This window comes from Legionella rubrilucens, from assembly GCF_001468125.1.
Lineage (GTDB): Bacteria > Pseudomonadota > Gammaproteobacteria > Legionellales > Legionellaceae > Legionella_C > Legionella_C rubrilucens.
On record NZ_LNYT01000020.1, the window covers coordinates 152,721 to 171,604 of the forward strand.

Here is an 18,884-nt window from a genome sequence, read left to right on the forward strand (position 1 = left end):
GGCGAACAATGAGTAAAGAATTGTTATTTATTGCTGAGGCATTATCCAATGAAAAAGGCGTCAGCAAAGAAGTAGTATTGCAAGCAATCCAGGCAGCCCTGGAATCGGCCACACGCAAACTGTCAGAAAAGGAAATGGGCATCCGCGTCAAACTGGATAACCGCACCGGAGATTACGAAACCTTCCGTTATTGGGACGTGGTGGAAGATGATGCTGTGGAATTCCCGGATCAGGAAATAGGAATTACCGAGGCCAGAACACGTTCGCCTTCCATTCAGGTCGGTGAGCGCATTGAAGAACCAATGCCCTCCATTGAATTCGGGCGTATCGCTGCGCAAACGGCCCGTCAGGTTATCATGCAGAAAGTCCGCGAGGCAGAAAGACAACAAGTGGTTGATCAGTTCCAGTCCAAGCTGGGTCAATTGGTCTATGGTACAGTCAAGAAGGTGACTCGTGATAACATCATCATTGATTTAGGCGGCAAGGCTGAAGCGTTCATGCCGCGACATGAAATGCTGCCCAATGAAATGTTCAGACCCAATGATCGTGTACGGGCGTATTTATACGAAATTACCCCCCAGTCCCGTGGTCCGCAATTGTATGTCAGTCGTATACGCAATGAGATGTTGATTGAATTATTCCGCATTGAAGTGCCAGAGATTGGCGAAAACGTGATTGAAGTGAAAGCCGCTGCCCGTGAGCCGGGTAATCGTGCCAAGATTGCTGTGAAGACCAATGACGGCCGTATTGATCCGGTTGGGGCCTGCGTGGGTATGCGCGGTGCGCGTGTTCAGGCCGTATCCAGTGAGCTGGGTGGTGAACGAGTCGATATTATACTTTGGGATGACAACCCGGCCCAATTGGTCATTAATGCCATGGCGCCTGCTGACATCAGCTCAATTGTCGTCGATGAAGACAGTCACACCATGGATCTGGCTGTGCAGAAAGAACAGCTTTCTCAGGCCATTGGACGTAATGGTCAGAATGTGCGCTTAGCCAGTCAATTGACCGGTTGGACTTTGAACGTCATGACGGTCGAAGATTTTAATAATAAAAGCCAGGAAGAATCGCAAAAAACGATTAATTTATTTACCACCGCGCTCGAGATTGATGAAGAAATCGCCTCCTTGCTGGTGGCTAATGGCTTTTCTTCACTGGAAGAAATTGCCTATGTTCCCAAAGAGGAATTAATGGCGATTGAGGAATTTGATGAAGAGATTGTTGAAGAGTTGAGAAACAGAGCGAATGATTGTCTTCTGACTCAAGCATTGTCTTCGGGGCAATCAGGGGATCAGCCGTCTGAATCATTGTTAACGATGGAAGGCATGACTAACGATATCGCCGCCAAACTGGCCGCCAAAGGCATTACGACCATGGACGATCTGGCTGAGCAGTCGGTTGATGAATTACTTGATATACCTGGAATGACCGAGAAGAAAGCGGGTGAATTGATCATGAAGGCCCGTGAACCCTGGTTTTCATAATTATCAATTGTTGTAATGAATGACCCTTGTTTTAATCAGGCAGTCTATGGCTGCTAGTTAAAACATAAGTGGATAACAAGTATTGAACAATGGCGATTTGCATTAAAATTGCTAAAGGGGGGTAAAATATGGCGGATGTGACGGTTAAACAATTAGCTCAGGTCGTGGGAATCCCCGTTGAGCGTCTATTGAACCAGTTGCAGGAAGCGGGACTCTCTTTTAATAACGATGAACAGACCGTGAATGAAGAACAAAAGCGTGTCTTGCTAAATCATTTGAAAGGTAACGCCGGCAACGAGTCAAGAGCTGCACCTGAACGAATTACGTTAAAGCGAAAAAGCCTGACTCAGGTCACGGTAGGGCATGATCTGCACAGTGGAAAAACCGTGAATGTGGAAGTTCGTAAAAAACGAACCTATGTCAAACGCAGCGCTTTGCTGGACCAACCGACTGAAGCCGAGCAGGAAGCAGAACCCGTATTGACGGATGTTTCAATCGAAACCTTGCCGGCATTGGCGGAAGAGACGGCACCACAGGAACTGGAATCCGATGTGGCTGTGGTTGATGAAACACAAGAGCCAGCGGTTGTGAAAGCCGTGGAACAATTGGATGAGTCTCAAAAAATGACTGTACCCGCTGTTGCTGAGGAAAACCTTTCTTCGCCAATGGAAACAACGTCGGCTAAAGCGGTTGGCGAAAGCAAAGAAGAACAGGATAAACGCGACGCCAGCAAAGAAGTTCGTGAAAAGGAAGAAAAGCCCAAGAAGAAATATTCCAGCAAAGAAGACATTGAGTCGGATGCTGAAAAGGCCGAATTTAAAAAAGCCGCGGGTAATAAAAAGAAAACCAAATATTTAATAACTGAACGCGACGACGAGGAAGGTTCCCATGTCCGTCACAAGCGTCCAAAATCGAAAAAACGCAAACTGAATGAGAAATCGGACAAGTACCGTGAAGCGGAGGACGCCTTAACGCATGGCTTTGCTATGCCCACGGCACCTGTTGTCCGGGAAGTCCTGATTCCTGAAACCATTACCGTTGGGGAATTGGCAAAACGCATGTCCGTTAAAGTGGCCGAGGTCATTAAAGTCATGATGGGCTTAGGTGCCATGGCAACCATTAACCAGGTTATCGATCAGGATACAGCCGTCATTGTGTTTGAGGAAATGGGCCATAAGGCGCGTGCACTCAAGGAAGATGCAGTGGAGCAGACCCTGGGTGAAGTCATCAGCAAGGGAAGCCAATCAGAAAGCCGCGCGCCTGTGGTAACCATCATGGGTCATGTGGACCATGGTAAAACATCGTTACTCGACTACATCCGGCGTACCAAGGTGGCCGCAGGAGAGGCGGGGGGCATTACCCAACACATCGGGGCCTACCATGTCAGTACACCGAAGGGTGATATCACGTTTCTGGATACGCCAGGCCATGCTGCCTTTACGGCCATGCGGGCTCGTGGTGCACAGGCCACGGATATTGTTATCCTGATTGTTGCAGCAGACGATGGCGTTAAACCACAGACAATAGAGGCTATTCAACATGCCAAGGCTGCAAAAGTGCCTATTATTGTGGCTGTTAATAAAATGGATAAGCATGATGCTGATCCTGAGAAAGTCATGAATGAATTATCCGTTCATGAAGTCATCCCCGAGGCCTGGGGCGGCGACACCATGTTTGTTAATATTTCTGCCAAAACCGGGATGGGAATTGACGAATTACTGGATGCTGTGCTGCTGCAATCGGAAGTGCTGGAGTTAGAAGCCTTTACGGACGGTGCAGCCAAAGGGGTTGTCATTGAATCACGCCTCGACAAAGGACGCGGTCCCGTAGCAACTGTTCTGGTACAAAGTGGAACGCTGCGAAAAGGGGACATCCTGCTGGCTGGCTTCCAATATGGCCGAGTCAGGGCCTTAGTCAGCGACAACGGCACACTGGTTGACAGTGCAGGGCCGTCTATTCCAGTGGAAGTCCTGGGTCTGTCCGCTATTCCGCATGCCGGGGATGAAGCCGTTGTTGTACCCGATGAGAAAAAGGCGCGAGAAGTGGCTTTGTTCCGTCAGGGTAAATTCCGTGATGTCAAACTGGCCAGACGTCAAAAATCGTCAATTGAAGGCATTTTTGAAAACATGACTACCACGGACGCCAAGGTATTGAATATAGTTCTGAAAGCCGATGTCCAGGGTTCCCTGGAAGCCATTGCGGATGCCCTGGTTAAATTATCAACCGATGAAGTGAAGGTTGAAATCATTGCCAGCGGTGTGGGCGGTATCACTGAATCGGATGTGCATCTGGCCATTGCCTCCAATGCGATTCTAATTGGATTTAACGTGCGTGCCGATGGCGCTGCCAAGCGATTGGCCGAACACGAACAGGTTTCCTTGCATTACTACAGCGTGATTTACGACATTGTGGATCAGGTTAAAGGCGCGTTAACCGGTATGCTGGCGCCTCAATTCAAGGAAGAAATCATTGGTATTGCCGAGGTACGGGATGTTTTCCGCTCGCCGAAACTGGGTGCTATTGCCGGATGCATGGTGGTTGAAGGCATGATCAAGCGCAATAATCCGATTCGTGTTTTACGTAACAACGTTGTCATTTATGAGGGAACACTGGAATCCTTAAGACGCTTTAAAGATGATGTGGTCGAAGTACGCCAGGGCTTTGAGTGCGGTATTGGTGTGAAAAACTATAACGATGTCAAAGCGGGTGATTTGATTGAAGTATTTGAAACAATTGAGATCAAGCGGGCTTTATGAGTAATGACTTTAAACGAACGGATCGCGTAGCCGAAATGCTGCAGCGTAAATTATCGCAGATCATTCAGCAGGAGATTAAAGATCCCCGACTGCCCAGTTTTGTCACGATTTCAGGCGTCAAGGTTTCCGGTGATTTAAGCCACGCCAAAGTGTACTTTACTGTGTTGGGCGATGAGAACAAGCAGGCTGCTGCGATTTTAAATACAGCCGCCAGCTATTTACGCACAGCGTTAGCCCGTACGATTAAACTGCGCACAGTTCCTCAGCTTCATTTTGTCTATGACGAATCCATTGAATACGGCAGGCGCTTGAGTAAGTTAATTGATGAAGCCAACCCTGACGGTCCAGATGAGCAAAGTGAGCAGTAAACAAGCAATTGACGGGGTGTTGCTGGTCAATAAACCCCAGGGTTTGTCATCCAATGCCGTATTGCAAAAAGTCAAACGGCTTTATCATGCGGAAAAGGCAGGCCACACCGGTAGTCTGGATCCATTGGCTACCGGCATGCTTCCTGTCTGTTTTGGTGAGGCCACCAAGTTCAGCCAATACGCGCTTGAGGATGATAAGACCTATGAAGCGACCGGTTTATTAGGGATAAAAACCACGACGTCCGATTCCATGGGGGAAGTCCTGGCCAGAGTGGAGGCTGTTCATGTAACCAAAGAACGCCTTCAGGCTACGATTGAGGAATTCATTGGCGTAAGTCATCAGACGCCGTCCATGTTTTCTGCTTTAAAGCACAATGGCACGCCTTTATATAAGTACGCAAGGAACGGAATTGATATTGAACGTGCTGCACGCGCAATCACCATCAAGGAACTCCTCTTGCTGGATTTTGACGGACAGCAGTTTAAAATCAGAGTGAGTTGCAGCAAAGGCACGTACATTCGAAACCTGGTGGAAGACATTGGTGACAAATTAGGTACAGGGGCGCACGTAACCCAATTGCATCGCCTGCACACAAGCGGTTATTCAGAGTATCCTATGCACAGTCTGGAGTCGCTGCAAGCCGCCAATCAAATGCAATTGACTGCCTGCCTGCTGCCGATGGAAACCACGGTACGGCATTTTCCCTCTATGCAATTAACCGATGAGGAGCTCGCTAATCTGAGACTCGGGCGTGTTATTTCTCCGGTGAATGCCATGGCGTGCACAACTGAAATCCGTTTATATGACAGCAAGGGGCAGTTTGCCGGTCTTGGCGCTTTTGATGAATCCGGTGTGTTTAAGGTCAAGCGCTTACTCAGTGAACAGGCCTTCCGGGCGCGCGAATGAGAATCTTGCACAATTATTAACTAAAGACTTGTGTCTTAAAGGCGCTCTTGATAGAATGCTCCCCTTTAAGAAGAACACTTAGCTTATTTCCAGGAGTGAACAATGTCGCTAACTAGCGCACAAACAGCAGAAATTGTGAATCAGAACAAACGAACTGAGAAAGATACTGGCTCTCCAGAAGTGCAGGTTTCTTTAATTACCAATCGTATTCAATATTTGACAGACCACTTTAAAGCCCATAAAAAAGATTTCCATTCACGCCGTGGTTTGCAGGAATTGGTTAACAAGCGACGCAAGCTGTTGAAATACTTAAAAAGAAAAGATCAAGCCCGATATCAAACACTGATCCAGAAGCTTGGTCTGCGGGATTCCTATTGATAGTGAGTTTTTCCTATGGCTAGGAGATACACGACTATCCAATTTTAAGTTAAAGGCGCAGTTTTCTGCGCCTTTTTTTTGCTAATACATCATGAGGTGACTACGTGTCAAAATTCACTAAAGAAGTGCAATTCGGGGAACACACCCTGATTTTGGAAACTGGCGAAATCGCCAGACAGGCGGATGGGGCCATTTTTGCCAGCATGGGCGGTACTCAGGTACTGGTCAGTGTGGTCGGCAAGAAAGACGGCGCAGAAGACAATGGGTTTTTCCCCCTGACGGTTAATTACCAGGAAAAAACCTATGCCGCAGGCAAAATCCCAGGCGGCTTTAACAAGCGTGAAGGCCGTCCCAGTGAAAATGAAACCCTGATTTCGCGCCTGATGGACAGACCTCTGCGTCCCCTGTTCCCTGAAGGATTCCGTAATGAAGTGCAAATCATTGCTACGGTGATGTCGTTAAATCCCGAAGTGCCTGCCGATATCGTATCCATGATCGCAGCCTCCGCTGCGCTGGCTATTTCAGGTATCCCCTTTATGGGTCCTATCGGCGCTGCCCGTGTTGGTTACCAGGATGGTATCTATTTATTAAATCCCAGCTACAAAGCCACTCAGCAGTCTGATCTGGATTTGGTTGTTGCCGGAACAGAAGACGCCATTTTAATGGTGGAATCTGAAGCACGTGAACTGACTGAAGAAATCATGCTGGGCGCCGTGCTGTATGGCCATGAAATGATGAAAGGCGTTATCCGCGCAATTAAAGAAATGGCAAAAGAGGTGGGTAAACCAGCCTGGAACTGGACTGCGCCAGCAACAGACACCTCATTGATTGCCCGAATAGGTGAATTGGCAACTACCCGCTTTAACGAAGCGTACTTGATTAAAGACAAACAACAACGTCATCAGCGTCTCCAGGATGCACGTCAATTTGTGATTGATACCCTGGCCCAGGAACGTGATGAACTCAAAGTGGATGCTGTGGCTGAAATCATGGAATCCCTGGAAAAAACCATCGTACGTAATCGCATTCTCGATGGCGAACCCCGTATTGATGGACGTGATCAACGCACCGTCCGCCCTATTGCTATCCGTACCAAGTTTCTTGAGCGTACCCATGGTTCCGCCCTGTTCACCCGAGGTGAAACTCAGGCCATCGTTGCCGCTACGCTGGGTAACGAGCGCGATGCTCAAACACTGGACGGTCTGTACGGTGAGACGAAAGATCGATTCATGCTGCATTATAATTTCCCTCCCTATTCGGTCGGAGAAGTCGGTATGGTCGGCAGTCCCAAACGGCGTGAAATAGGTCATGGCCGCCTGGCAAAACGAAGTCTGATGGCGGTGTTGCCTACTGCCTCGGAATTCCCTTATGTGCTGCGCGTCGTGTCCGATATTACCGAATCCAACGGTTCCAGTTCCATGGCGACAGTCTGCGGAACAAGCCTTGCTTTAATGGATGCGGGAGTGCCGCTCAAGGCACCAGTGGCCGGTGTGGCGATGGGGCTTATCAAGGAAAACGATCGTTTTGCTGTGCTGACGGATATTCTGGGAGACGAAGATCACCTGGGTGACATGGACTTTAAAGTGGCCGGAACCGAAAAGGGCGTCACCGCGCTGCAAATGGACATCAAAATTACCGGAATCACCAAAGAAATCATGGAACAGGCACTGGAGCAGGCGCTGGCAGGAAGAAAGCATATCCTCGGCGTGATGAATAATGCCTTGTCTGAGCATCGTGGCGAACTGTCGCAACATGCGCCGCGCATTACCACCATGAAAGTGGCAGAAGATAAAATCCGCACCATCATTGGTAAAGGTGGCGCCACAATCAAAGGTTTGATTGAAAGCACTGGCGTTTCCATTGATATCGATGACAGTGGTGTCGTTCAACTCTTCTCGCCGGATGCTGAGGCGCTGGAAGAAGCACAACGCCAGATTAAAGCCCTGATTGCAGAAATTGAAGTGGGCCAGACCTATAAAGGGAAAGTCAGCAAGATTGTTGATTTCGGTGCGTTCATTAATCTGTTGCCTGGTAAAGATGGACTTCTGCACATTTCCCAGATTTGCAGCGACCGTTCTCAAAAAGTCGAGTCGGTCTTGAGTGAAGGTCAGGAAATTGAAGTATTCGTGGCTGGCGTAGACAAGCAGGGACGTGTAAAACTGGAGTGGAAGGATAAACCGCAAGCGGCAGAAAAAGCAGCCGATGCTCCGATAAGCGACGAAGAAACCGTTGATCTCTCCCATGACGAGATGGACGACACGCAAATCAAATCCACCGAAGAAGAATAACTCGCTCAAAAGTGCCTGGCCTTAGCCAGGCACCCTCCATGCCTGTTTTTATATTAGTCATTTTGACTATTGTGTTGGCAATTCCTGTGCTTTTCCTGTAAAATGTGCGTAGAATTTACTACAGTGCAGTGAATATGGGCGCCTCCAGCATTTTAATTTACGGTAAAACAACCCCAGCCAAAACCCAATTCATTGAGCGGCTCGCTCAAATTAATTTAAACACGATGGACATCCGTCCGGTATTTATTACTTACCGCGAGGAAAGCTCAACGAATGAATATCATTTCTGGGTTCTGGATACGTCGTATCAACCTTACTTGTCGCTTTATTGCAGGGATACTCCCGTTGTTCTTTATTTTATAGAAAATTGGGATGAGACCCAGATAACCAGTGAGATTGAGGCACTGAAGAAAACCAATTCTTCCTTACCGATTCTGATTGTGGATGCGACAGAAAACAAGGACGAGATTGCTGATGCTTCATTTGCAGACTGTCCTGTTCTACGGGTGGCTACTACGGAGGATATGAACAGGGACAACGTATTTCAGGCACTTGATAAAATGAACAAGGCAAAAAAGCGATTAGAACAAGAGGCTTTTTTTGTATTCAAAGAGGAATTAACCGCTATGGCCAGGGCCAAACGGTGTGCCTTGCGGGGAAGTGTGATTTATGAAGCGCTTGAAAATCTCGAGCGAGAATTAAAAAGCGTTCCGCCGGAAACAAGGGATGCCATTGCCCAGTCAGCGGAAAAACTGATGTTGGCTTGGCAGAGACTAGACAACATGGAGAATAAAAACTCGATTGCATCCACCTTTATTCAAGAATGCCAAACCCATGTTTACGGTAAACATTACAGGCTGGCGCAGGCCGTTGTGACAGTGGCCATCATTGCTACACTCACCCTGGCTGCTGCACTCATCGGTTTTGGTGTGGGATTTGGTCTGGGCCTCTGGTCAGGGCCAGGCGCATTTTTTAGCGGCATTGTTGCGGGTGCGGTGGCAGCTAATACCGTACTGGGTGTCTCCGGGGTAATAGGCGGCACGGTAGGCGGTCTAATTTCCTATGGTGTATTTAAATCTAATCCTGTCATGAAAGCCGCTAATGAGGTGTCACAAGCCATGAAGCTCGCTCCAGTTTACATGGACACCGACTTATAGCCATGACGAAGGCGCCATGGCTTAACGGATTAGCTTTAAAAACTCGCTGCGCGTATTGGAATTGTTGCGCATGTCACCCAGCATCACCGACGTGGTCATGACTGAATTTTGCTTTTCGACGCCGCGCATCATCATGCACAGGTGCTTGGCCTCAATGACCACACCCACGCCACGGGCGCCAGTGATGTTTTCAATGCAGGCGGCAATTTCCGCAGTCAGTCGCTCCTGAATTTGTAAACGGCGGGCAAAATAATCAACGATACGGGCAATTTTTGAAAGCCCAAGCACTTTCCCGCTGGGTAAATAGCCGACATGGCATTTCCCAAGGAAGGGCAACAGGTGATGCTCACACATCGAGTACAATTCGATTTCTTTCACAATCACCATCTCGCTCATGTCTGATTCGAACAGGGCATTATTGATGATGTCGTTTAAATCTTCCGTATAGCCTTTAGTCAGATAACGAATGGCATTGGCAGCGCGCTCAGGTGTATCCCGTAACCCTTCACGCGAAGGGTCTTCGCCTATCTCTTCCAATATTTTTTTATACAATTCTTGCATTAATAAAACCCTAACCCGGCGGCCAGGTCATTTGCCGGCCACCCAGTACATGTAAGTGAATGTGATAAACTTCCTGTCCGCCACCTGCATTCACATTAAAAACAAGGCGATATCCAAAATCGCTTAAATGCTCATGATGTGCCATCTTTTTGGCTGTCAAAATCATTCTGCCAAGCAGTTGCTCATCGTTACTGTCCGTGTCATTAATGGTGGCAATGTGTTTTTTAGGCAGCACCAGCAGGTGAGTAGGAGCCTGCGGTCTGATATCACGAATTACCATGACTTCCGGATCATCAAAAAGCACTGTGGCCGGAATCTCCCCTTTGATAATCCTGCAAAAGAGACAATCCATCATTGATCCTTAATTTATGAGCTAATCCGACATTATACCTTGAGTTATAGCGATTAAAAATAGTTGACCATTGATTGATCGCTGAACATCTTATTTTGCCTTTTGGTGAGGTTTTGGCATAATACGCCGTCTTCATATCTTAAGGGATAGTTAAAATGGGCTTAATGCAAATTAAAAGTGGTCGTGATGTTCCAAATGAAATCAATGTCATTATTGAAATTCCCATGCACGGCGAGCCTGTCAAATACGAAGTCGACAAGCATACCGGCGCGTTATTTGTTGATCGCTTCATGACGACCGCGATGTTTTACCCCACAAACTACGGCTACATTCCCAATACTCTGTCTGAAGATGGCGATCCGGTCGATGTGCTGGTGGTGACCCCTGTTCCTCTGATAAGCGGCTCCGCTATCCCTTGTCGTGTGGTCGGTATGCTCAAAATGACAGACGAAGCCGGCGTGGATGCCAAATTACTGGCTGTCCCCACCAACAAGCTGACCAAAATGTATGAGACGGTAAAAACCTATGCGGATTTGCCGCGGCAATTATTATTGTCTCTGGAACATTTTTTCCAGCACTATAAAGATCTTGAGGAAGGCAAATGGGTAAAAATTACCGGTTGGGAAGGACCCGAGGCTGCCAGAGAAGAGATTGTTGCAAGCGTTGAACGTTTTAACAGTAAAGGCAATTAATTCCTTAGCGGATTTTCAGACGTTGCCATTTTTTCAAAGCGGCCTTTGGGATGTTCAAATTCCTGGTCGCTTTTTAATATGCGCTCCAATTCCCCATTCACCTGACGTACATAACTGATCATCTCGGCTTCCTTTTCAAAGAATTCAAAGGATTGTTTTAATGAGGCTTCATCCAGTTGTAAAAAGGCTTTGGCCTTGCGGCGCAAGGTGTCAGGACTATGCCCAAGGAACGCCATAATCTCCTGGGCCATGGTCAATGACGAATCAAAGGTTTCCCTTTTAAAATACTCCACTCCGGCTTTATGCAGTTGGTAGGCATGACTGCGGTTGCGGGCGCGGGCATAGATTTTTAAATGAGGAAAATTCTGCCGGGCCATTTCGACAATGTCGAGACTGACGTCCGGATTCCCGACGGCAATCACCAGTAATTTAGCCTTGGCGGCACCGGCGTTGAGCAGTAAATCAAGTCTCGCGGCATCGCCAAAGTACCCCTTGTAACCGAATTTACGCAACAATTTTATCTGCTCGGGATCTTTTTCCAATATGGTTAATTTAATGCCATGCCCGGTTAAAAAGCGTCCGATGATTTGACCAAAGCGCCCATAGCCAACAAGAATAATTTCTTGTTGTTCATGGATGGTATCAAATGGTTGTGTGGGTAACAGGCTTAAGTAATGAGGCACAATAAAGCGTTGATAAACCAGCATGATAAAAGGAGTCGTTGCCATGGAAAGGGCGACAACCAGTGTATAAAATGCGGCTGTCTGGTCGCTGACGACGTTTAAATGGGAAGCGAATTTAAAAAGGACAAAGGCGAACTCGCCGCCCTGGGACAAGGCCAGGGCAAAACCGATGCGTTGAATCTTGGTCAGGCCGAATTGCCATCCCAGAAATAAAAGCACGCAGGCTTTAATGACAATCAGAAGACCCACGGCGCCCAGCAGCTCACTCCATCGTGCCTCGAGCAGATTAAAATTAATGCTCATCCCCACTGAGATAAAGAATAAACCCAGCAATAAGCCTTTGAAAGGCTGAATATCCGTCTCCAGCGTGCGTTTGTATTCTGAGTTCGCAAGTACCACACCCGCCACGAAGGCTCCAAGGGCGGGTGATACGCCAACGGCTTCCATTAGCAGTGTAATGCCGACAATCAGGGCAAGCGACGTGGCTGTGAATACTTCCCGAAGGTGGGTCCTTGCTACAATAAAAAACAGATGGCTTGAGAAAAAGTGGCCGGCAATAATCATGGTGCCGATGACGCCGGTGACGATAAAGGGATGAGCCCAGGACGGGAACAGGGCAAGCAGCGTGGCTTCCTGAGGGGCGGCTGCCGTGGTGGCAGCGGCCAGCAGAGGCATGATGATAAGAATAGGGATAACTGCAATATCCTGAAACAGCAACACGGCAAAAGAGGTTTCGCCTTCGGCGGTTTTCAGCAGGTTTTTTTCTTCCAGCATTTGAATAACAAGGGCTGTAGAAGAAAGCGTCAATGCCATGCTCACAGCCAGGCTGCTTTGCCAGCGATAGCCAAACAACAGTCCAAGGAGGCAAAGAATAGTCGAGGTCAAAATCACCTGCAGGCTTCCCAGTCCCACGATCATCTTGCGCAGACGCCACAGGGTGGCCGGCTCCAGTTCAAGGCCAATCAGGAAAAGCATCATGATCACGCCAAATTCAGCAAATTGCATGATTTGGTTGGCGTTGCCAATGAGTTTAAAACCGTAGGGGCCAATCAGGGCGCCAATGATTAAATAGCCTAGTACGGAGCCCAGTTTAAAACGGCTGGCCAGCGGCACAATCAGGGCGGCTGAGGCAAGAAAAATAAACACATTGCTTAGGAGATGGTTATTCATGTTGGTCTTTCTGTCAGTTCGTAACGGCGATGGGCTGTTACAGGAACCCACCCGATATCGAACTATACCGTTTATTTTCTTGCGCAGCTACAAAGTCTGAGACGGCGGACTTTCAGCATGACCAGCAAGGCGCAAAATGCCTCTTGAGACAGTGCCCAGCACCTGAATGTCCACCTGCTTTTCAAGCAGGGGATCATGGCTGAACAAGGTCATGTCCGCGAGCTTGCCCACCTCCAGGGTGCCCTTGTCGTCGTCCATGCCATACAGTTTGGCAGCTTCGATGGTCAGTGCCCGCAAGCTGTCTTCCAAACCCAGCCTTTGTTGCTGGTTGAATACTTCGGGGCATTGGGCATTGGGTTTTTCATTCCAGCTCTGGGTTTGACGGGTGAGGTTTTGTCGCATCATGGCCAGAGGGGACGGGGGCGTAGCCGGCGAATTAGCCTGAATGGGTGTGCTGCCCAGAATGTGGTGGGCCTGTGCCAGCGGGTTTTCATTGAGGGCTCTGGGGGGGCCAAGGTACTCGCGGCACATGCTTTCTCCCCAATAATAAAGATGAGGCGAAAACCAGTTAACGCTCAATCCCAGCATGCGGATACGATACAGTTGATCCTGTCGGGTGAGTTGCGCATTGATGAGAATGGGTCTGAAGCTGAAATCATTCTGGGTTTGTTGTACTTTTTGAATCAGGTTTAACGCCACATCAATGGCAGCATCGCCCTGGCATTCGAGCGCGACCTGAACGTTAGCTCTGGCCGCTTTAACCAGCATCTTTTCAAGGCTTCGTAAATTATAGCGCAGTTGACCTGCCCAGGCCGTGGGCAAGTCAGCGGGTACTTTATAATAAGGGGATGACAGATAGGCCTGGTAATCGCGGATGTTGCCGTCGACTGTGAGGTGTACCGGACCATTGTAGAGTCTTGGATTGTCGAGCTCATTCATGGCAAAACGTTGTTTATCCCCCACTGTCTCGGCATTTAAAACCACATCCACGGGAAAGGAGGGTTGGCTTGTCAGTGAATAATAGGTATTGAGCCAATCCTGAGAGGCCTGTGTTTCGGTTACTGTCGTATACCCGGCCGCGGCATAACGGTTGGCGGCGACTTCAATGGCCTGTTTCAACTGCGCCGATTGAATGACTTTAATCAGGGCTTTTTGCAGTGTCCCCTCTTTCAACAGGCCGGTCTCAGGCACTGTCACGGGAAGGCTGCTTTTTAAAGCCGGCAATCGGTTCATGGCGGCTTGATTTAACAAGGCTTCATGTCCGGACGAATACATGACCAGGATGGGTTTCGTCAAACTGATTTCATCCAGCATCGCCCGGGTCAATGGTGCACCTGGCATGCGGGCTCTGTCATACCCATTGACAACAAGCCAGGCGTCATCGGTTGTCATTTTATTACGGATAGCCGTTAAAAATTCACTCAAGGATTTAACCGGTTGCCATCCTGGTTGTTGGAAGACATTGGTGGTGGATAAATCCAGGGCGTGGGTGGCGAGCCAGCCGTAAAGAACAAATTGTGAATAGGTGTCGATGAATCCAGGGGTGACTGTCGCCCCTTTCAGATCGATGACGCGGGTATTTTCATCGCGGCATTGCACAGATAATTCCTTTTCCTTCCCCAGCGCGACGATACGGTGGTTTCTAATGGCCACGGCTTCGACCGTGGGTTGTTTGGGGTTTAAGGTGATGAACCGGGCATTGGTAAATAATGCGGTGGCATGATGACACAGCGTGTAGTCATTCTGTGAGTAGACACTCGGTACAGTCAAAAAAAGACAGCCGCCAACCAGGAAGACGCGATGCATTTACCAATCCTTGTAAAGACAATTTATTTATCCTAGCTAACTTATTCAATCGAGGCAAAGCATTTGTGTGCCTACGGATTTTGGTCACAGTCTGCCTTTACATTAAAATTTTTTGACATGGTGATTGCCGATTTACAAAGTAAATGGTTTCGAGTAGAGTGGATACACTTTTTTTGTGTATTTTTTACACGATTATTAAGTTTACCTTAAGCTTGAGTCAATATAATGAACTTGCCATTACAGGATTAGCCAACAGAGAAGGATTGGAATGAGCACTAAAAAGCATGCCTTAACTATTTTTAGTCTGACAATGATCACTGTCGGATCGGTCGACAGTATCCGAAATCTGCCTGCCACGGCCTTGTTCGGCAGTCAGCTGATCGCCTTTTTTATGCTCGGCGCCGTGTTTTTTTTAATTCCTACGGCGTTGGTTTCTGCTGAACTCGCTTCCGGGTGGGCTAAGCAGGGTGGTATTTATGTCTGGGTTAAGGAAGCGTTTGGCAAGCGCACCGGCTTTTTAGCCATCTGGCTCCAGTGGATTGAGAATGTCATCTGGTATCCTACGATTCTCTCATTTGTCGCCGGCACTGTCGGTTACCTCATCAATCCGACCCTGGCCGGTAACCCTTATTTTCTCTGGACGGTGATTGTCAGCTCCTTCTGGGGCGCGACCCTGGTCAACCTGCGCGGCATGAGCTCCTCCGCTCTGTTTAGCAATATCTGTGCGCTCTCAGGATTACTGTTGCCCATGTCCTTGATTATAGGTCTGGGTGCCGCGTGGATAGTGGGCGGCAACCCCCTGCAGATTCATTTTGATGCACAGAGTATTTCACCTCACCTGCACGATAAAGGCATGTGGGTTTCGCTTACGGCTATTATGATGTCCTTTTGCGGCATTGAAATCGCCACCGTTCATGCCAATGATGTCGAAAACCCGCAGCATGCGTTTCCTCGGGCCTTGATTTATTCCGTGGTGATTATTCTCAGCACCTTGATTTTAGGCTCTTTAGCCATTGCGGTGGTTTTGCCGCATAACGAAATTAATCTGGTGGCCGGGATTATGCAGGCCTTCGATGCCTTTTTCTCGCGCTACCATTTGTCCTGGATGATGCCTGTGGTCGCCATCATGCTGGTCATGGGTGGATTAGGTGGCGTCAGCAACTGGATTATTGCCCCGACCAAAGGCTTGTTGGTTGCGGCAGAAGAGGGTAACCTGCCTCCCAGTTTCCAGCGCACTAACCGCCATGGCGCACCGGTGTTGATGCTGGTAACCCAGGCGGTGATCGTCACGTTGTTATCGACTCTGTTTTTATTCATGCCAAGCGTTAATGGATCGTATTGGTTGTTAACTGCGCTTGCGGCGCAATTGTACATGCTGATGTACCTGTTGATGTTTATCGCGGCCATTAAACTGCGTGTCAGCGCTCCTCACCATCCCCGTGCTTTCCGTATTCCTGGCGGCTTAAGCGGCATGCTGTTGATTGCCGGCATCGGAATGGTGGGTACATTAACCACCCTGGTGGTGAGTTTCATGCCGCCTGTCGATATCAATGTCGGCAGTGTCGCCCGTTATGAGGCGACGCTCGTGTTTGGCTTGTTGCTCATGTGCGCTCCGCCGTTTGTCAGCTCCTGGATGCAGGCCCGTCGTGCGCCGGAAGCCGTCGCCCTGGACAGTACCCCGGCTTAGTCGTCGACGTGATTTAAATGACCAGCACTGTTCAGGGGTTGTTAAACGAATTAAACGCCCGTCTTCCCGAGTTGGAATGGAAGCTGGCCAATCTGCATGCTTTTAATCCTTTGAGTTTACCCAAGGGATTATTTCAAACAGTCAATGCCCCCTTAGCGAGTGCATTCATTGCGGAAGTTAAACACGACATTGATCGGTTGGCCGAGCGCGATGATTTGCAAAGTGCCCGTTTTGTGGCCGAACGTATCAAACAAAAAATCAATGTATTAGTCAATCTGTGTCAGCTCAACGAAAAGCCGAGGGCACCCATTGAAAAGCCGGGCTACAGCCTGCCACGGATAATGACCCGTCAACAGTGGCTGCAATCGCTCGAAAATGACCTGGAGGCTCTTGGTCATCAGCAGCAGGCCCTGCTTAACCGGTATCAAAAAAACCTCAATGCCGAAGCGCAACTTAGCCTGCAGGCCGAATTGGGGGAACTTGAAAAACGCATGACCTTGTTGCGCGAAACCTATCAAAAAGCCATCACCGCCTGATATGGGTTGTTTTTACACAGTAGTGTGTAAAATAATGCGCATTTTCTTTTCATTTAAGCCTCAATTAAGTTTTGGACGCTAGGATAACCTGAAATGAATTCAGGATTTTTTCCATGTTTTTTACGGCAGCCAATCGACTTCATCCTCAGGCCCAACAGGCGATTACCCATGTATTACAAAAAATAGACGAGCATAGCTGGCTTCTTAAAGACGTCTTGCCCGCAAAGGAGGCAGAGATCAAAATCCAGGCCTTGAGCTTATTAAAACAAGCCTTCAAGCGGCTTGAGCGTCAGGAGGTCTGTATTGCCGATGTCATTCATCGATGGGCGGCATCGTTGCGATTCATCACGCTCCCGGGCACGGCCTCGCAGCCTGCCGCCTCCCGGCATCGCCATTTATTTCATCAGACGGATGACCCTGCCGGGACGATGGCCTTTGTCAAAACCCTGATGAGCGATTACGGTCATGTCCTATTGAAAAGCCCCTCGCCAACCGTGCCCGGCGCGAGGAATGATGCCATGCCGGGGTATGACATTTAACCTGTTTTGACATAAGATACTGAATTTACAAAAAAAGAATCAGTATGACGGGATTTCGAAGCCGTTTCGCCTTCCTTGGCCTGCTCGTTTTAAGCCCGGTGTGGGCCTTGTCCATTAATGACAACGGTCATATCAGTCCGACTGAGGTCAGAGAAATCATTCAGGTGAAGTCTGAAGCAGACATTGCCGCGGCGTTGCAAAAAGCCAATGCACAGCATCTGCCTGTGGGAATTATGGGGGTTCAACACAGCCAGGGCGGTCAGTCCATCGCGCCAGAGGGTATTCAACTGAACATGCTGCCTTTTCATCAGGTTTTGAAACTCAATGCGGCAAAAAAGCAGGTGACGGTGCAAAGCGGCATCACCTGGGGTAAGTTGCAGGAGGCCATCAATCCGTACCAATTAGCCATTACCGCCATGCAGTCACCGAATATCTTCACGGTGGGCGGTTCCCTAAGCGTCAACGCCCATGGCGATGATTTCCGCATGGGGGCTGTGGGGAACAGTATTGTGAGCTTTTCTCTCAGACTGGCCGATGGGCGGCGCTTGCGGGTTTCGCCGGAGCATTATCCGGATTTGTGGCGTGCGGTCAGGGGCGGCTATGGGGTATTGGGGGTTGTGACGGACGTTACGCTGCAATTAACGGACAATACGCTGTTAATCAGTCACTACGATGAAACGTCGACACGCACATTCCCGGATTATTTTCGTCATACCATTTTAAACGACCGTCGGGTGGTCCTGTTTTATGCCCATATGAACATCGTGCCCGATGCGTCATTTCTTAACGACATGTATGTCATTACCTACACCGACACAGGCCAATTGCCTGCTCAGGTGGTGAAACTTGAAAATCCGGAGCGCTGGAATGCGGTGCTGACACCCTTGTTTAATGTTTCGCGCAACAGTTTTTATGGCAAACGCTGGCGCTGGAAAATGGAAAAACGTCTGTTTAAAAAACGATACAGGGATAAAACGGTTACCCGCAACAATGCCATGGAGAAGCCTGTGCGTTTTGCCACCGTTTACAAATCCGGTACGGCGGATTGGTTGCAGGAATATTTTATTCCCGTGGAGCAATTTCCGTCATTTATCGATCGATTGCGCAGGTTAACCCTAAGCGCCTCGATTGATTTATTGAATGTGACAGTGCGTTATGTGCCAGCTGAGCCGGATTTGCTGTTATCGCAAGTCAGAAAAGACAGCCTTTCCGTCGTGCTTTACTTTAATCAGACCTTGTCAGCCGCGGCGACAGAAAGGACAAGGCAATGGACAGAAAAAGTAATCGATGCCGCACTGGCGTCAGGAGGTTCTTATTACCTCACGTATCAGAATTTCGCCAGTCAATCCCAGTTTGAACAAGCCTATCCCCGCTTTGCAGAGCTTAAGGCACTGAAACGCCAGTATGACAAAAACAACCGATTTAGTAATAAATTTTATCAAAAATATTACAACCTGATTATTAATTCTTAATATCAGGTTAATTAATAGTGATTAAACTAGCAGGCTCTTATTGATGAA

15 protein-coding genes and 2 pseudogenes are annotated in these 18,884 nt (G+C 48.5%); 13 read left to right on the top strand and 4 right to left on the bottom strand.

Annotated features, from left to right (window positions below):
• The first annotated feature begins 8 nt into the window (after positions 1-8).
• The 8 genes and pseudogenes from nusA (at position 9) to Lrub_RS08465 (ending at position 9,338) form a co-directional block, all read left to right on the top strand.
• Complete coding sequence (gene nusA / locus Lrub_RS08435; protein ID WP_058531739.1) at positions 9-1,484, top strand: transcription termination factor NusA; 1,476 nt, start codon at positions 9-11, stop codon at positions 1,482-1,484.
• Positions 1,485-1,612: 128 nt separating this feature from the next.
• Positions 1,613-2,108 (top strand): annotated as a pseudogene (locus tag Lrub_RS15250) (translation initiation factor IF-2 associated domain-containing protein); the annotation flags it as partial.
• A 113-nt stretch (positions 2,109-2,221) separates the two neighbouring features.
• Positions 2,222-4,240, top strand: a pseudogene (gene infB / locus Lrub_RS08440) (translation initiation factor IF-2); the annotation flags it as partial.
• A complete protein-coding gene (gene rbfA / locus Lrub_RS08445) occupies positions 4,237-4,608 on the top strand; it encodes a 30S ribosome-binding factor RbfA (RefSeq protein WP_058531741.1) in 372 nt (123 codons plus the stop codon). The pseudogene infB and the gene rbfA, both read left to right, overlap by 4 nt.
• Positions 4,589-5,515 (top strand): tRNA pseudouridine(55) synthase TruB, encoded by a 927-nt coding sequence (truB, locus tag Lrub_RS08450; RefSeq protein WP_058531742.1) that lies wholly within the window; start codon positions 4,589-4,591, stop codon positions 5,513-5,515. The genes rbfA and truB overlap by 20 nt, the downstream gene beginning before the upstream one ends.
• A 102-nt stretch (positions 5,516-5,617) precedes the next feature.
• Positions 5,618-5,893, top strand: a complete 276-nt coding sequence (gene rpsO, locus Lrub_RS08455) for a 30S ribosomal protein S15 (protein ID WP_058531743.1) — start codon at positions 5,618-5,620, stop codon at positions 5,891-5,893.
• Between the two features lie 104 nt (positions 5,894-5,997).
• Entirely contained in the window at positions 5,998-8,181 is a 2,184-nt protein-coding gene (gene pnp / locus Lrub_RS08460; RefSeq protein ID WP_058531744.1) for a polyribonucleotide nucleotidyltransferase, read from the top strand.
• 134 nt (positions 8,182-8,315) lie between these two features.
• Positions 8,316-9,338 carry a hypothetical protein gene (locus Lrub_RS08465; protein ID WP_058531745.1) on the top strand — a complete coding sequence of 341 codons (1,023 nt, stop codon included), beginning with the start codon at positions 8,316-8,318 and terminating at the stop codon, positions 9,336-9,338.
• Between the two features lie 21 nt (positions 9,339-9,359).
• On the opposite strand, the gene folE is transcribed toward Lrub_RS08465, so the two are convergent.
• Both folE and Lrub_RS08475 read right to left on the bottom strand, forming a co-directional pair.
• On the bottom strand, positions 9,360-9,899 hold the full coding sequence (folE, locus tag Lrub_RS08470; RefSeq protein ID WP_058531746.1) for a GTP cyclohydrolase I FolE: 540 nt from the start codon (positions 9,897-9,899) through the stop codon (positions 9,360-9,362).
• A 10-nt stretch (positions 9,900-9,909) separates the two neighbouring features.
• Positions 9,910-10,251: a histidine triad nucleotide-binding protein gene (locus Lrub_RS08475; RefSeq protein ID WP_058531747.1), complete on the bottom strand. Its 342-nt coding sequence runs from the start codon at positions 10,249-10,251 to the stop codon at positions 9,910-9,912.
• A gap of 155 nt (positions 10,252-10,406) precedes the next feature.
• Between Lrub_RS08475 and ppa the strand changes: the two genes are divergently transcribed.
• Complete coding sequence (gene ppa, locus Lrub_RS08480; RefSeq protein ID WP_058531748.1) at positions 10,407-10,943, top strand: inorganic diphosphatase; 537 nt, start codon at positions 10,407-10,409, stop codon at positions 10,941-10,943.
• Here ppa and Lrub_RS08485 read toward each other — a convergent pair.
• Together Lrub_RS08485 and Lrub_RS08490 are read right to left on the bottom strand one after the other, a co-directional pair.
• Positions 10,940-12,796, bottom strand: a complete 1,857-nt coding sequence (locus Lrub_RS08485) for a monovalent cation:proton antiporter-2 (CPA2) family protein (protein ID WP_058531749.1) — start codon at positions 12,794-12,796, stop codon at positions 10,940-10,942. The two genes, ppa and Lrub_RS08485, sit on opposite strands and share 4 nt — an antisense overlap.
• Positions 12,797-12,883: 87 nt before the next feature.
• Complete coding sequence (locus tag Lrub_RS08490) at positions 12,884-14,602, bottom strand: amidohydrolase (RefSeq protein WP_058531750.1); 1,719 nt, start codon at positions 14,600-14,602, stop codon at positions 12,884-12,886.
• Positions 14,603-14,870: 268 nt separating this feature from the next.
• On the opposite strand from Lrub_RS08490, the gene Lrub_RS08495 reads away from it, so the two are divergent.
• The 4 genes from Lrub_RS08495 to Lrub_RS08510 all read left to right on the top strand — a co-directional run bounded on the left by Lrub_RS08495 (position 14,871) and on the right by Lrub_RS08510 (position 18,836).
• Complete coding sequence (locus Lrub_RS08495) at positions 14,871-16,289, top strand: APC family permease (RefSeq protein WP_058531751.1); 1,419 nt, start codon at positions 14,871-14,873, stop codon at positions 16,287-16,289.
• Positions 16,290-16,306: 17 nt separating this feature from the next.
• The gene (gene priC / locus Lrub_RS08500; RefSeq protein WP_058531752.1) at positions 16,307-16,825 is read left to right on the top strand and encodes a primosomal replication protein PriC; all 519 of its coding nucleotides are present in this window, start codon (positions 16,307-16,309) and stop codon (positions 16,823-16,825) included.
• A 113-nt stretch (positions 16,826-16,938) separates the two neighbouring features.
• Positions 16,939-17,364: a hypothetical protein gene (locus tag Lrub_RS08505; RefSeq protein ID WP_058531753.1), complete on the top strand. Its 426-nt coding sequence runs from the start codon at positions 16,939-16,941 to the stop codon at positions 17,362-17,364.
• 44 nt (positions 17,365-17,408) lie between these two features.
• A complete protein-coding gene (locus Lrub_RS08510) occupies positions 17,409-18,836 on the top strand; it encodes an FAD-binding oxidoreductase (protein ID WP_058531754.1) in 1,428 nt (475 codons plus the stop codon).
• Positions 18,837-18,884: the final 48 nt, after the last annotated feature.